We start from the raw sequence: 14,177 nt of genomic DNA, 5'->3' as shown, positions 1-14,177 counted from the left end.
ACCATCGCAGCACCCGAGGCCCCGGCGCCGTCCGCGACCTCGTCCTGGTCGGCCACGGCATGGTCGGCCAGCGCTTCCTGGAGGCCTGGACGGAGCAGCCCGCCGCCCGCGGATGGCGGGTCACCGTGCTGGCCGAGGAGGCCCGGCCCGCCTACGACCGCGTTCACCTCAGCTCGCTGTTCGCCGGGAGCACCGCCGAGGACCTCACGCTCTGCCCGACCGGCTTCCCGGCCGAGCACGGCATCGACCTGCGCCTGGGCGACCCGGCCACCGCGATCGACCGCTCCCGGCGTCTGGTGCGTACCGCCTCGGGTGCCGAACTCCACTACGACGTCCTGGTGTTGGCCACCGGATCGGTGCCCTTCGTGCCGCCGGTGCCGGGCACGGACGCCCCCGGCTGCCACGTCTACCGGACCATCGAGGACGTGGACGCCATCCGGACCGGCGCGGCGACGGCGCGGACCGGCGTGGTGGTCGGCGGCGGGCTGCTCGGCCTGGAAGCGGCCGGCGCGCTACGGGCCGGCGGACTGGACACCCACGTGGTGGAGTTCGCGCCCCGACTGATGGCCGTCCAGGTGGACGACGGCGGAGGCGCGGCGCTGCGCCGCAAGATCGAGGAACTGGGCGTCACCGTCCACACCGGCGCCGGGGCCGGCGGTGTGCTCACCGGCCCGGACGGCCGGGTCCGCGGCCTCGCGCTCTCCGACGGGCGCGAACTCCCCGCCGAGCTGGTGGTGTTCTCGGCCGGGGTGCGCGCCCGCGACCAGCTCGCCCGGGACTGCGGCCTGCCGGTCGGCGGACGCGGCGGCGTCGTGGTGGACGCCCACTGCCGCACCGAGGACCCGGCGATCCTCGCCATCGGCGAATGCGCCCAGGCCGTCGACGGCCGGGTCTACGGGCTGGTCGCCCCCGGCTACCAGATGGCCGAGACGGCGGCGCGCACGGTGGCGGGGCTTGCCGGGGCTGACGTTCCCGGGCCCGGTGGTTCTGTGTCCGACGGTTCTGTGCCCGGTGGTTCTGTGTCCGGTGGTTCTGTGCCCGACGGTGCGGGTTTCACCGGCGCCGACACCTCCACCAAGCTCAAGCTGCTCGGCGTCGACGTCGCCAGCTTCGGCGACCCGCACGGCACCGCCGAGGGCGCCCTCGACGTGCTCTACAGCGACAGCCGCGGCGGCGTCTACCGCAAGCTCGTCATCGGCACCGACGGCGCACTGCTCGGCGGCGTCCTGGTCGGCGACACCGAGGGGTACGACACCCTGCGCCCACTCGCCGTCGCCGGGCGCCCGCTCACGGTGGCGCCCGAACAGCTGGTGCTGCCCGCCGGATTTGCGGGGGCCGGGGGAGCGGTCGAGCTGCCCGACGACGCGGTGCTCTGCTCCTGCCACAACGTCACCCAGGGCGCCGTCCGCGCCGCCGTCCGCGACCAGGGCTGCGACAGCGTCGCCGCCGTCAAGAAGTGCACCCGGGCCGGCACCGGCTGCGGCAGCTGCCTCAAGCGGCTCGGCACCGTGGTGGGTGAGGAACTGGAAGCCGCCGGGGTCTCCACCTTCAAGGGCCTGTGCGAGCACTTCGCCCACACCCGGGCCGAGTTGTACGAGATCACCCGGGTGACCGGGGCGACGAGCTTCACCGAACTGCGCGACCGGTACGGCAGCGGCGAGGGCTGCGAGATCTGCAAGCCGACCGTCGCCTCCATCCTGGCCAGCCTCGGCAACGGCCACATCCTGGACGGCGAGCAGGGCACGCTCCAGGACTCCAACGACCACTTCCTCGCCAACCTCCAGCGCAACGGCTCGTACTCGGTCGTCCCCCGGGTGCCCGGCGGCGAGATCACCCCCGAGGGCCTGATCGCGATCGGCGAGATCGCCCGTGACCACGGCCTCTACACCAAGATCACCGGCGGCCAGCGGATCGACCTCTTCGGTGCCACGGTCGACGAACTCCCTGAAATATGGCGCAAGTTGGTGGACGCAGGCTTTGAGTCCGGACACGCCTACGGCAAGGCGCTGCGCACCGTGAAGTCCTGCGTCGGCCAGACCTGGTGCCGCTACGGCGTCCAGGACTCCACCACCCTCGCCATCGAACTGGAGCTCCGCTACCGGGGGTTGCGCTCCCCGCACAAGCTCAAGGCGGCTGTCTCCGGCTGCGCCCGGGAGTGCGCGGAGGCCCAGAGCAAGGACTTCGGCATCATCGCCACCTCCGCCGGCTGGAACCTCTACGTCGGCGGCAACGGCGGCACCACCCCGCGCCACGCCGACCTGCTCGCCGCCGACCTCGACCGCGAGACGCTGATCCGCACCATCGACCGCTACCTGATGTTCTACATCCGCACCGCCGACCGGCTGGAGCGCACCTCGGTCTGGCTGGAGCGCCTGGAGGGCGGCCTCGACCACCTGCGGGCCGTCGTCCTCGACGACTCGCTCGGCATCGCCGCCGAACTGGATGAACTGATGATCCGTCACATCGGCACCTACCGCGACGAATGGGCCGCGACCCTCGCCGACCCCGAGCGGCTTCGGCGCTTCTCCTCCTTCGTCAACGCCCCCGGCACCCCCGACCCCGCCGTGACCTTCGTCCCCGAACGCGGCCAGATCCGCCCGGCCCGCCCCGGCGAGGCCGGCCACACCCTCACCGCCCTCAGCTCCCCGGTGCTCGTCGCCGGGCCCCGACCGGAGGTGCTCACCCGTTGACCGCGACCCCGACCGTCGCCGTCGCCGTTGGCGTCGGCGCGACTGCGACTGCGACCGTGCAGATCCACGACGGCGCCCACTGGCAGCCGGTCTGCGCCCTCACCGACCTCCAACCCGGCCGAGGCGTCGCCGTGTTGCTCCCAGAAGCCGGGCAGGTCGCGCTGTTCCGCGACAGTTCCGACGGGCTGTACGCCGTCGACAACCTCGACCCGTTCAGCGGCGCCCCCGTCCTCGCCCGGGGCCTGCTCGGCAGTCGCGGTGACCGGCCGACGCTCACCTCGCCGATGTACAAGCAGGTCTACGACCTCACCGACGGCCGCTGCCTGGACGAGGACACCACCCCCGACGGCACGCCCGCCGTACTGCGGCGCTGGCCGGTGCGGGTCGCGGGCCCCGGAGGCGCGGCCTTCGGAGACGCGGACCTGGATGGTGCGGCTCTGGACGGTGCGGTCCGGGACGGTGCGGCCCTGGACAGTGCAGCATGAGCCTCGCCGTCCAGCCCAGGACGCCCGCCCCGCTGGTCGGTTGGGACCCGGAGGACGAGGAGTTCTGGGCGCGCAGCGGTGCCCGGATCGCCCGGCGGAACCTGGCGTTCTCCGTGCTCTCCGAACACATCGGCTTCTCGGTGTGGAGCCTCTGGTCGGTGCTGGTGCTGTTCCTCGGCCCCGAGTACCACATCGACACGGCCGGGAAGTTCACCCTCACCGCCTTGCCGACCGCCCTCGGCGCCCTGCTGCGGCTGCCGTACACCTTCGCCGTCGCCCGCTTCGGCGGACGCACCTGGACGGTGATCAGCGCGCTGCTGCTGCTCGTGCCCACCACGCTCGCCGCCCTGGTGCTGCACCCGGGCGTCCCGTACGGCACCCTGCTGGCCGTCGCCTGCGCGGCCGGCGTCGGCGGGGGCAACTTCGCCTCCTCGATGGCCAACATCAACGCCTTCTACCCGCACCGGCTGAAGGGCTGGGCACTCGGCGTCAACGCGGGCGGCGGCAACCTCGGCGTGCCCGCGGTGCAGCTGCTCGGGCTGCTGGTGCTGGCCACCGCCGGCGCCACCCACCCCCGGCTGCTGCCACTGCTCTACCTGCCGCTGATCCTCATGGCGGCGGCGGGCGCGTGGTGGCGGATGGACAACCTGCCTGCCAGTCAGGCCGGTTCGGGAGAGGGGCGGGCACTGCGCGAAGTCGCCCGCGACCCGTACGGCTGGGCCGTCTCCACCCTCTACGTCGGCACCTTCGGCTCCTTCATCGGCTTCGGCTTCGCCTTCGGCCAGGTACTCCAGGTGGAGTTCCACGAGCGCTTCGACACCCCGGTCAAGGCAGCCGCCCTCACCTTCCTCGGGCCGCTGCTCGGCTCGCTGCTGCGACCGGTCGGCGGCCGGCTCGCCGACCGGTACGGCGGCGCGCGGGTGACGCTCGGCACCTTCGCTGCCATGGCCGTCGGCACGACGGTGGTGCTCGTCGCCACCCGCGAGCACTCGCTGCCGCTGTTCCTGGCCGGCTTCGTCGCCCTGTTCATGCTCAGCGGCATCGGCAACGGCTCGACGTACAAGATGATCCCGGCCCACTTCCAGGCCGTGGCCCGCTCGGCGATCGCGGCCGGGGCCGACCCGGCCGCCACCGAGGCCGACTCCCGGCGCCGGTCCGCGGCACTGATCGGGCTCGCGGGAGCGATCGGGGCGTTCGGCGGGGTGCTGGTGAACCTGGCGTTCCGGCAGTCCTTCCTGGTCGGCGGCAACGGGGACGCGGCGTACGCGGGATTCCTGGTGGCGTACGCGGGCTGCTCCGCGCTGACCTGGGCGATCTGGCTCCGGCGGCGGTGACGGCGCTCCGGGCGGCGGGGGCTGGGCCGTTGGTATGACGGTCAGGACGGCCCGGCGCGCGGGTGGTTCTCCGGGCGGTTAGCGTCGGCCGCAACACGTCCTCGGACCCCGGAGGCTGCAGTGCAGCGGTGGATCATCATGACGGTACTCACCTCGGCTCTCACCGGCGTCACCTGCCTCACCGGCGCCGCCGTGCCCGCCTGGGCCGACGACGACCCGGTCGCCACCACCGTCACCCTCGGTGAGGCCAGGATCGACCCCAAGGCCGCCGGCCGGGTCCGGGTGGAGATCGGGTACGTCTGCGCGAACGCGGAGGAAGCCCGCTCGCTCACCGTCTCGGTGGAACAGAAGGACCCGGAGGACACCACCGTCACCGCCTTCGGCTCCAGCCGGGCGGAGGAAGCGGACATCGTCTGCGACGGGACGCCGCAGACCCGGGTGGTCATCGTCCAGTCCAAGACCTACAACTGGCTCCCGGGCGTCGACGCCATCCTGACCGCCACCGTCTCCGACCTCGGCGCCACCCCGCCCGCCGCCGCCGACGCCAAGCGGGTCACGCTGGTCACCGCTGAGTGATGCGGTCCCGCGTCTGGGCCGTCGCCCTGGCGCTGCTGCTCGCAGCCGGTCCCGTCCTGACCGGCTGCGTCAGCGCGCTGGTGGGGCCGGCGCCGGGGCCGGAGGAGACCAGCAGCCCCGCCGTCGTGTCGCCGTCCGTGGCGAACTCTCCGGTGGCCTCGCCCAGCCCGTCCGTTGCTGCTGGGACGGTGGCGGCGCGCGACTTCTCCTTCGAGCCGGCCGACTTCACCGCCAGCCCGGGTGCGACGGTGACCGTGACCAACACCGGCACCACCGCCCACACCCTCACCGCCCAGGACGGCACCTTCGACACCGGCCCCATCGCCCCGGGCGCCACGGCTATGGTGACGGCGCCCAGCCAGCCCGGCGCGTACGCGTACCTGTGCTCCTTCCACCACTTCATGCGCGGCATTCTGACCGTGTCCTGAGGGGCGATTGCCCTACGCTCGTGCCCTGCACCTGGGGAGGGCACGAGGGATGGCCGACAGCACGTGGAACGCGATCAACGGCACCGTGAACGGGCCGGTCGTGCAGGCCGAGACCGTCAATTTCGTGGGGGGCCTGCCCCAGGCGGTGCCGGACGAGGCCGACGACTGGGTGAAGCTCGTCGCGGGCTCGCGCGTCTGGACGCACATCCGGGAAGGCTCGGGCGTCGAGCCCTATCGGCGCGTCGTGCTGGAGGCCGTCGGCGAACTGGCCCGGCTGCGGGACGAGACGGTGCTCGCCGAGGACCCGTGGCAGGACCCCGGGATCGCGGAACGCTTCGCGCAGCGGGTCGACTGGCTGCTGGGGCGCCTGGACCTCTACCCGGCCGAGGCCGCGCTGCTGGCGGTGCTCCCGTTCCTCCACCGCGTCCGCTCACTGCGCCTGGCGGCTGCGCGGGTCTCCGTCGGCCCGACCGATCTTGCTCCGGCGCCCGAGCCCGACGCAGACCGCGCGGCGTACGAGCAGTTCGTCGAGTCCCACGACCTGCTCGTTGGCCGCACCCGGACGCGCCCCGCCTCCGCCGTCCCGCTCGGCTGGTGGCTCTTCCACCGCTGGCTCGACCAGCACGAGGACCTCGCCGACCCCGAGGGTGTGCAGGAGATCCTCGGCCGACTCCCGGTTCTTGCTGACCTCGGCGAGACCTTCGCACTCAAGCGGGTCTGCGCCCTGCTCCACGGCCTGCGCCGGGGCCCCGACGTCGGCAACCGTGACTACCTGGCAAGCCTCAGCGTGGACGACCACCTGCGGGCCCCGGGCGAGCAGCAGGTCCGGGAGCAATGGTTGGCCCTGCTGCTCGCTTTGGCGTACGGGACCGCCATCGAGATGACCGCCCTGCCGGAGATCGTGACCGAACACCTCGGCATCCCGGACGAGGTCGACCTCACCGACCTGCGCCGGACCTTGGAAGAGGCCGCATGGGGTGGCTCGTACGACCTGCCGGTACTGCGTGCCGAGTGCCGGCACGAGGCGGTGGTCGAGGGCCTGCGCGAGTACACGGCCCGGGCCGACGAACTCCTCCACGCCGTCCGCCGCGTCCTCACCGATCACCCGCTCCCCACCCGCCTCACCGCCGACCAGGCTGCCCCGGCGAGCGGAGTCTTCACCGGCTGGGCGCGCTTCCGCATGGACGAACGCCGGGTGCGCAGCCTGCTGATGGGCGTCGAGCTGTACCGTGACCGGGACTTGGCGGTTCGCGAGCTCTATCAGAACGCCCTCGACGCCTGCCGGTACCGCCGCGCCCGGACGGAGTACCTGGACCGCACGAATCCCATTGCCACCTTCGCCTATGAAGGCCGCATCGAGTTCCGCCAAGGGGTGGACGAGGACGGCCGCGCCTACCTGGACTGCCAGGACAACGGCGTCGGCATGGGCGAGGAGGAGTTGAAGGGAGTCTTCTCCAACGCCGGCGCCCGTTTTGCAGAGCAGTTGGACTTCAAGCTTGAACTCGTCGAGTGGCGCAAGGCCGACCCACCCGTCGAGCTCTTTCCCAACAGCCGTTTCGGCATAGGCGTGTTGAGTTACTTCATGCTCGCTGACGAGATCCGGGTGACCACCTGCCGCATGGACGCCTCGGGCCAGTTGGGCCCGCAGCTGGATGTTTCCATCTACGGTCCGACTCACCTCTTCCGCATCGCGAAGCGGTCGGAAAGGGGCCGCAAGCCGGGTACCACCGTGCGGTTGTACCTGCGGGACGACATCGAGATGGCCGGGTCGTGGTCGTGCGTGGATGTCCTCGAACGACTCCTGGCCGTCGCGGAGTTCCCCACGTCGGCGGTACACGGACACCGGGAGGCGGCCTGGGAGCCCGGGGTGCTCAAGTCCAGGGAGGCGCCCAAGAGCGAGACCTTCGGCTTCAGCGCCTGGGGCCCGATGACGTCCTGGGCCGGAGCTCCGGAGGGCGCGCAGGTGACGTGGTGCGAGCATGGTGGTGCCTTGCTGGTTGACGGCCTGGTGGCTGAGCCGGACGTCGTCCGTGGGGTCATCTCGCCGGGCGGGTTGTCCGGGGCCGTGGTGAACCTCAGCGGAGGGTTCTCGCCGGCAAAGCTGTCCGTGGATCGTCGCCGCGTCATCAGCGACCTGTCGGAGACGGTCCGGGGGCTGTTGGAGGCCGCGGTGGCCGAGTTCGTGAGCGGCGACACGACTGTGCTGAGCATGGAGTGGATCCATCAGATGACGGAGGGGAACTACCATCTCGCCGATTTGGTGGCCACCGAAGTCACTCGACAGGGGCGACGGCTGAAATTCGGCGGGATCGAGTACGACACCCGTCGTACTGGCTGCTTTCTCGCGGATGATGAAGTCCTCAAATTTCTCAATGGCGTTGATGAACCTCTCGGGGGGAAGATTGCGGGAAGCCTTCCTGATCACGTCGCGCTCTGGCGGGTACTGGCCCACGGGCTGGAGCGGCTGCCCTCAGAGCTGGAGCACCTCTGTGCTGAGTTGATGGGGCAACAGAAAGTTCGTCCGGCGATTCCGTCTGATATCGCTGTTCTGGCGCCGGTGGTAGAGCGCGGCATCAGGTCGTGGTCCTGGGCTCATCTGGGTGACGGTTGGGCTGCGAGGCTGTCTCGCGATCTCGGTGTCACGCCTGAGGAGGCTCGTGCGAGAGCCTCTGATTTCGGTATCCCTTTTGACCGAAGTTTTCACTCCCAGCGAGCGGGCGACCCGTGGTTTGCGACCGTTAACCACCTGCTGGTCATTGCTGATTCGAGGGGTACTTCGGTGGAAGCCGCGGCGGATGCCTGGGTCAGCGTGGGGCGGGAGGTCACTCGCGAGGTCGTAGATCTTGCGATCGCTGTGGACATGGATCCGATCTTTCTCTGGAATCGCTCCGGAGGTGGAACGTTCTGGGGCGGGCCGGATCCAGGAGGTGAGGTTCCGCCCGGATTTCTGGCCGAATCCGGTCGGGTGCTCGGGATCCCGGTGGATCAGGTCTGTGAGGCCATGGCGGGATACGGACTCGAGGCGGACTCAAAGGGTCTTCCGCCGTTTCCCCCTGAGGAGACCTTGGTGTTGCTGAGTCGTCGGCTCAATGGCACTGGACCATGGTTGAAGCGATCGGAAGGGGTGCCGGCGGATCATCTGTTGTGGGCGGCGCAGGATCTGGGGATCGCGCCAGATCGGGCTGCGGAGGTGCTCGGGGCCGTTGGATTCCGCGTGCCGCGCATGCCGGATGATGCCTGTGCTGCGGATCTGGAGCTGTTCAAGAACGGAGGACGTCGGAGCGACGTGGCCGACCTGACCTTCAGGCGACTCTTCGAGCTGTTCGAGTCGAGGAACTGCTCACTGCGTGACGTCATCGAGCGCTTCAGGGCCTTTGGCGTGGAGGTTCCGATCGTCCTGCCGCAACATCCCACACAGCTGGACGACAGGCTCTTCTCGTCCAACGGCGCGATGGATTGGGGCAATCTGCGGGTGGGAGAGACGGTGCCGTTCGCGCGTTTGGTTGCGGGGGCCGGCAAGCTACAGCGGCACCCCAGGGAGCTGGCTCGCCACCTGAGGGCCCGGGGGGTCGTGTCGTCCTGTGATGACCTGCCGATCGGGCTCACGACGGATGAGGCAGTTGATCTTCTCATGAGGGGCCGGTCTTGGTCGGCCGGAATGCTGTTGAACAAGGACATTGACCTGGTTGACCTCTTGAAACTGTCGATGAGGACAGGGCGTCCGATGGTGCAGATCGCCGAGTGGTACCGCGAGTGGGGCCTTGACGCCCCCGACCCCGCCCAGCTGATCCGCGACGCCCTCGCCCGGGTCCCCATGGCTGACCCCTCCTGAGCACCGAATCCACCCGTGAACAGGGCTGCTGCATCGCCTCTCCTTGTTCTACAGTTCTGTAGAACTACAACGGGGCGACGATCGGGGACGAGCATGGACAGGCCGCTTCGGCTGCCGCAGCAGGATTGGGCGGACTTCGAGACGGAGCTCGGGCGGGCGTTGGCCGCGCCGCAGGTGCGGGCCGCGCTGCGGGAGACGGGGGAGGACGCTCGGGGTGTGGAGCGGCTGCGGCGGGCAGCGCGGGAGAACGCGGAGTTCGTGCTGGCCGCGGCGGCGCCGGAGTACGAGCGGTATGCGGCGTTGCGGGCGGATGCGGACGCGGTGGCGCGGGGGCCGGTGGAGGTGCCGGCGCGGGAGCGGGCGTCGGGGTGGTGGGGGGTGTTGGGGGTGGTCGTGCCGATCATCGCGGGGGCGGCGGCGGTGATCTTCCTGGTGCTGGGCTCGGTGTTGGGGCTGGTCGAGGACCTGGGGGTGCTGGCGCGGGCGCTGGTGGAGGCCGGGTGGGTGTCGGCCGGGGTGGCGGCGGTGAGTCTGCTGGTCGGCGGCCTGGGGTTGCTGGGGACGGCCCGGTCGAGGGGGGCCGGGGCCGGGGAGGCGTCGGACGGGCCGGGGGAGTTGCCGCTGGCGCGGGAGGCCTGGCGGTCGGCGTTGGCGGAGCGCGGGCTGGTGCCGTACCTGGTGGCGCAGGCGGGTGCGGCGCCGGGTCAGCGGCGCTGATCGAGTCTCGCCGAGCGGGCGGCGTCGACCAGGAGTTGGGCGGCGTCCGGGGGGATGGCCAGGCGGCGGGCGATCCAGGGGGCCGGGCGGCCGGCCCGGGCGAGCATCCAGGCGGAGTACAGGTGGCCGAGCTGGGGCGCGTTCTCGGCGAGCAGCAGGGGGCGGACGGCCTCCATCGGGAAGCCCTCGAGGGCGCGGGCGCTGTACTCGCGGCCGTTGGGGCCGGGCGGGGGTAGCGGGAGCGGGCGGCGGAGGTCGAGCCAGCGGCTGAGCAGCACCGCGCCGACCACGAGCAGGCCGGTGCCGGAGGCGCCGATCAGGATGCCGCCGATGACGGGGCGGTCCTCCTCCTCGGCCATGCCGAGGGCGATCTCCTCCAGGACGAGCAGGCTGAGTGCGGTGAGCAGCACCGCGGCTTCTGTGGGGCGCGGGTGGGTCCGGGACGTCGTCATGCGGAACCTCTTCCTCGGCAGGGCGGCCGGGGGTTTCGGGCGGGCGCGGCGATTCACCTTCCGTACAACGGCGGTGGGCGGCCTGGGGCACGCGTCAAGGCTCAGGCGGTGAAATCGCGGATCTGAATTGACGATTCGTCAAGAAGTCGATGTGGGCGGCCTGTTGGTCGGTGGCCGGTTCTCGGAGGCTGGTGCCGCACCTCCTTCCGGTCGGGCGCGCCTGGGCGGCGCGTTCGTCGACGGGGTGAGGGGCCCGACTGCGGGTGGGCTTCGGGTCAGCATAGCCCGGGCATGCCAACTTCGACAGGATTGTCGAAGTTGCGGAGCCCGCGCTCGCGGCGGCGTGTCCGGAGGTGCCTGACCGGCTACTTTGAGTACGGAGCTCCGTTTCCACGACCGGCAGTCCACAGTGGTAGGGGAGGTCGGGACCGATGGGACTCACCAGCCACAAGCTGCTGGCCCTGACGGCGCTGCTCGCGGTGTTCACCGTGCTCGGCACGCTGTGGGTCTGGCCCCGGCTGGCCGTGCGGAGCTGGCCCGCGATGTTCCTGCGGCTCGGCACCATCGCCGTCACCCAACTGGTCCTGCTGGTGACGCTGGGGCTCGCCGTCAACGACTACTTCGTCTTCTACGACAGCTGGTCCGACCTGCTGGGACGCGAACACGGCGCGGGCGTGGTCCAGCAGGCGGGTGGAGGCTCCGGTGTCGGTGCCAGCCCCGGTGCCAGTGCCAGTGCCGGAGCCGGAGCCGGAGCCGGGGCCGGTGCGGCCGGAGTGCAGGTGCTCGGCTCCGCGGAGATCACCGGCGTGGGGACGGTCAGTCGCGATCCGGCTCAAATCGGGCGGATCGACCGGGTGCGGCTTCCGGGTGCGACCACCGGGCTGAGCACCGAGGGCTACGTCTACCTGCCGCCGCAGTACTTCCAACCCGGCGGCGCGGAACGGCACTTCCCGGCCGCGCTGGTGATGACCGGCTTCCCGGGCGACGCCACCAATCTGGTGACCAGGCTCCGCTACCCGGCCGCCGAACTCGACCTGCTGCGCAAGGGGGCGATGGAGCCGACCGTCCTGGTGCTGATGCGGCCCTCGCCGACCATGCCCAGGGACAGCGAGTGCGAGGACATCCCGAACGGGCCGCAGGCGCAGAGCTACTTCACCACCGACGTGCCCGCCGACCTGCGGGCCTCCTACCGGGTGCTGGACGGCACCGGCAGCCTGGGGATCGTCGGCGACTCGACCGGTGGCTACTGCGCGGTCAAACTGGGCATGGAGCATCCGCAGACCTTCTCGGTCGCGGTCTCGCTCTCCGGCTACTTCAAGGCGGCGGAGGACGCCACGACGGGCGACCTCTTCGCCGGCAGTCCGCAGCGCCGCGCCGAGGCCGACCTCGGCTGGCGCCTGGCCCACCTGCCGATGCCGCCCCTCGCGGTGCTGCTCGCGGACAGCAAGACGGACGGCAGCACCTACGCCGACTCCAGCGCCTTCGCGGCGGCGGCCCGCCCGCCGCTTGTGGTCGCCCAGGAGACGGTCGACACCGGCGGCCACAACTTCACCACCTGGGGGCGGCTGCTCCCGCCCGCCCTCACCTGGCTGAGCGCCCACCTGCGGGGCCCCGCGTAGCACCCGTGCCTTGGATGCTCCCGCGTACGTCAGTGTGTCGGAGTCGGCCGGGCCCCGTGGATCGCGGCGGACACCGACTCGTAGATCGGCACGTACATCGGCACGAACTCCTGGATCCTGGTGTTGGTCAGGAACCCGATGACGTGCCAGGCCCACTCGTTGCCGGTGGGGGACAGGACGAGTCGCAGGACCGTGCCCCGGGCCATCATCCGCCGGGAGGTGAAGATCAGCAGGCCGAGCCCGCCGCTGTCGACGAAGGAGCAGCCGCTCATGTCGATCACCAGGTGGAGTGGCTGCTGCTCGGTGTGGGGCTCGGCGAGCCCGTTGAGCAACTGGCGGAGCGCGGGGGCCCCGTAGCAGTCCAGTTCGCCGACCACCCGCACGACGGTCCACGACTCCAGGGTGCCGACCTCGACGTCCAGGGGGCTGGTCGTCGCAGTGCCCGCGTCCGGGGCGCCGGGCGGAACGACCTTCTCGAACACGAATCGCCGCGCCGGATCACCGGGCCCGGGAGGCGGCGGCTCGGTGATCACCACCCCCGTCCTGGCCGAGGTCCACCGTGCCCGGCACTCCGCCTCGACGGTCGGTCCCTCGTATCCGAGGACCCGCAGTACCCGAATGGCGTAGTCCAGTGGCATGAGGCTGACGCCGGACAGGCCGTCGTGCAGGGTGCTGCGCGGAATGGCCCAGCCGGAGCGGGCCGTTCTGCGCTGGAGTTCGCGATAGGACGGATCCCCCGCGGCGATCTTCATCCCCTGCAGCCACTTCGCGAACGCGGCGACCGGCGGCGCCGCCTGTCGTCGAGCGGTCTTCTCGGCCTGGACGGCCACGCTCCTGCTCCTCCCCGGCGCGGTCCTGCGCGCCGGTACGTAGCGTACGAGAACGACCGTGCCCCGTTGCGGTGTTCGCGGGGCGGAAGCTGTCCGGATACGTCCGGAGGGATGGCGGCCGACGGCCGGTAGCGGGCTGAATATGACCAGCCGGACACGTACCGGCTGTACCGGTCGCGCCCGGCCGCGTCCTGCCGTGAAGGTCGCACCGTGACGGTCACATCTGCCGTACCGGCCAGGCCGGTTGTTCCGAGCACCAGGGAGAAGACATGTCGACGCACACCCCCCGTTCCGGCCGCCGCACCCCGCGCGGGGGCTTCACGGTTCCGTACCGCTGGGCGGCCGGCGCGGTGGACGTCCTGCTGGTGGCGGGGCTGATCCGGTCCGGCCTCGGGGCCGTTCAGGCGGTGGCCATCGGGATCGGGCTCCTGCTCGTGCCCTGGCTGCTCACCAGGGACGTCCGCCGCTGAACGGCTCCTGCGGTCCGAACGGCCCGACCTCGGCCTCCCGTCGCCGAGGCCCCGTCAGCGGGCCAGCAGCGGGAGCGGTGCGCCGGTGCGGGCCGGGAGTTCGAGGCGGGTGAGCAGGGCCGAGGGCGAGACCTCGACCACCCGGCAGCCGGCCCGGTGGCGGCAGTGGCGGGCGACCGAGCCGTGCCGCAGGCGGTCCAGGCGGCGACGGGTGGCGGCGCCGAGCACGAGCAGGTCCTCCGGGCCGGTGACGGCGCCGACCAGGGCGGGGCCGGGCTCGGCGTTGACCACCAGCGGGTGGATGACCAGGTCGGACGGGTAACCGCCGTAGGCCTGCTCGAAGGCGATGTCGAGGCGCCGGCGGGCGGCGTGCTCCAACTCGGGGTGCGGGCGCAGGCCGTCGCGCTCGTTGGTGGCCCAGGCGGCCACGGGCACCAGCACCGCCCGGTGCCGGGCCGCCTCGCCGACGGCGTGGTAGAGGGCGGCCAGACTGCTCAGTGATCCGCTCAGGCCGACGATCACTCGGGTGGTCCCGGTCATGGCCGTTCGCCTCCGTCTCTCCGGCGGCTCTCTCCATCGGGCTCCGCCGGTTCGGCACTCCTTGCTTCGGATGACTCCAGTGAACCCCGGAACGGATCCTTCCGTACCGCTGCTGACACCTCCATGACGCGGGCCGCACACATCTTGACGGCCTTCTGACAGGGCCGCGGGGATCTCCCGGGCGGCGCGCCCCGCCCGGGGCCC

General features: G+C 71.6%; 12 protein-coding genes. 9 read left to right on the top strand and 3 right to left on the bottom strand.

Going from position 1 to position 14,177, the window contains the following annotated elements:
* The first annotated feature begins 59 nt into the window (after positions 1-59).
* The 7 genes from nirB to ACGF13_RS28110 all read left to right on the top strand — a co-directional run bounded on the left by nirB (position 60) and on the right by ACGF13_RS28110 (position 10,062).
* Positions 60-2,690, top strand: a complete 2,631-nt coding sequence (gene nirB, locus ACGF13_RS28140; RefSeq protein WP_392880293.1) for a nitrite reductase large subunit NirB — start codon at positions 60-62, stop codon at positions 2,688-2,690.
* Positions 2,687-3,175: a nitrite reductase small subunit NirD gene (nirD, locus tag ACGF13_RS28135; RefSeq protein ID WP_392880182.1), complete on the top strand. Its 489-nt coding sequence runs from the start codon at positions 2,687-2,689 to the stop codon at positions 3,173-3,175. The genes nirB and nirD overlap by 4 nt, the downstream gene beginning before the upstream one ends.
* Complete coding sequence (locus ACGF13_RS28130) at positions 3,172-4,509, top strand: nitrate/nitrite transporter (protein WP_392880180.1); 1,338 nt, start codon at positions 3,172-3,174, stop codon at positions 4,507-4,509. The genes nirD and ACGF13_RS28130 overlap by 4 nt, the downstream gene beginning before the upstream one ends.
* Before the next feature lie 138 nt (positions 4,510-4,647).
* Positions 4,648-5,085, top strand: coding sequence for a hypothetical protein (locus tag ACGF13_RS28125; protein ID WP_392880178.1), 438 nt, complete (start codon positions 4,648-4,650; stop codon positions 5,083-5,085).
* Entirely contained in the window at positions 5,085-5,513 is a 429-nt protein-coding gene (locus ACGF13_RS28120; RefSeq protein WP_392880177.1) for a cupredoxin domain-containing protein, read from the top strand. The genes ACGF13_RS28125 and ACGF13_RS28120 overlap by 1 nt, the downstream gene beginning before the upstream one ends.
* A 49-nt stretch (positions 5,514-5,562) precedes the next feature.
* Entirely contained in the window at positions 5,563-9,345 is a 3,783-nt protein-coding gene (locus ACGF13_RS28115) for an ATP-binding protein (protein ID WP_392880175.1), read from the top strand.
* A gap of 93 nt (positions 9,346-9,438) precedes the next feature.
* The gene (locus ACGF13_RS28110) at positions 9,439-10,062 is read left to right on the top strand and encodes a hypothetical protein (RefSeq protein ID WP_392880172.1); all 624 of its coding nucleotides are present in this window, start codon (positions 9,439-9,441) and stop codon (positions 10,060-10,062) included.
* On the opposite strand, the gene ACGF13_RS28105 is transcribed toward ACGF13_RS28110, so the two are convergent.
* Complete coding sequence (locus ACGF13_RS28105; RefSeq protein ID WP_392880170.1) at positions 10,050-10,514, bottom strand: hypothetical protein; 465 nt, start codon at positions 10,512-10,514, stop codon at positions 10,050-10,052. The genes ACGF13_RS28110 and ACGF13_RS28105 overlap by 13 nt on opposite strands.
* A 431-nt stretch (positions 10,515-10,945) precedes the next feature.
* Between ACGF13_RS28105 and ACGF13_RS28100 the strand changes: the two genes are divergently transcribed.
* A complete protein-coding gene (locus ACGF13_RS28100) occupies positions 10,946-12,133 on the top strand; it encodes an alpha/beta hydrolase (RefSeq protein WP_392880167.1) in 1,188 nt (395 codons plus the stop codon).
* A 29-nt stretch (positions 12,134-12,162) separates the two neighbouring features.
* Here ACGF13_RS28100 and ACGF13_RS28095 read toward each other — a convergent pair whose 3' ends face one another.
* Positions 12,163-12,963, bottom strand: coding sequence for an STAS domain-containing protein (locus tag ACGF13_RS28095; RefSeq protein WP_392880164.1), 801 nt, complete (start codon positions 12,961-12,963; stop codon positions 12,163-12,165).
* A 269-nt stretch (positions 12,964-13,232) separates the two neighbouring features.
* Here ACGF13_RS28095 and ACGF13_RS28090 point away from each other — a divergent pair, with 269 nt between their 5' ends.
* Positions 13,233-13,433 carry a hypothetical protein gene (locus ACGF13_RS28090; protein ID WP_392880162.1) on the top strand — a complete coding sequence of 67 codons (201 nt, stop codon included), beginning with the start codon at positions 13,233-13,235 and terminating at the stop codon, positions 13,431-13,433.
* 54 nt (positions 13,434-13,487) lie between these two features.
* Here the strand turns inward: ACGF13_RS28090 and ACGF13_RS28085 are convergent, their stop codons facing one another.
* Entirely contained in the window at positions 13,488-13,973 is a 486-nt protein-coding gene (locus ACGF13_RS28085; protein ID WP_392880159.1) for a universal stress protein, read from the bottom strand.
* Positions 13,974-14,177: the final 204 nt, after the last annotated feature.

It is taken from the genome of Kitasatospora sp. NPDC048286 (assembly GCF_043201735.1).
Classification (GTDB): Bacteria; Actinomycetota; Actinomycetes; order Streptomycetales; family Streptomycetaceae; genus Kitasatospora.
This window is presented reverse-complemented; position numbering and strand designations above follow the sequence as displayed.

Bases quoted from the DNA above. Each gene is read 5' to 3' on its own strand.
- nirB (WP_392880293.1), top strand. From the start codon at position 60: ATGGTCGGCCAGCGCTTCCTGGAGGCCTGGACGGAGCAGCCCGCCGCC.
- ACGF13_RS28130 (WP_392880180.1), top strand. From the start codon at position 3,172: ATGAGCCTCGCCGTCCAGCCCAGGACGCCCGCCCCGCTGGTCGGTTGG.
- ACGF13_RS28125 (WP_392880178.1), top strand. From the start codon at position 4,648: ATGACGGTACTCACCTCGGCTCTCACCGGCGTCACCTGCCTCACCGGC.
- ACGF13_RS28120 (WP_392880177.1), top strand. From the start codon at position 5,085: ATGCGGTCCCGCGTCTGGGCCGTCGCCCTGGCGCTGCTGCTCGCAGCC.
- ACGF13_RS28115 (WP_392880175.1), top strand. From the start codon at position 5,563: ATGGCCGACAGCACGTGGAACGCGATCAACGGCACCGTGAACGGGCCG.
- ACGF13_RS28110 (WP_392880172.1), top strand. From the start codon at position 9,439: ATGGACAGGCCGCTTCGGCTGCCGCAGCAGGATTGGGCGGACTTCGAG.
- ACGF13_RS28105 (WP_392880170.1), bottom strand. From the start codon at position 10,514: ATGACGACGTCCCGGACCCACCCGCGCCCCACAGAAGCCGCGGTGCTG.
- ACGF13_RS28100 (WP_392880167.1), top strand. From the start codon at position 10,946: ATGGGACTCACCAGCCACAAGCTGCTGGCCCTGACGGCGCTGCTCGCG.
- ACGF13_RS28090 (WP_392880162.1), top strand. From the start codon at position 13,233: ATGTCGACGCACACCCCCCGTTCCGGCCGCCGCACCCCGCGCGGGGGC.
- ACGF13_RS28085 (WP_392880159.1), bottom strand. From the start codon at position 13,973: ATGACCGGGACCACCCGAGTGATCGTCGGCCTGAGCGGATCACTGAGC.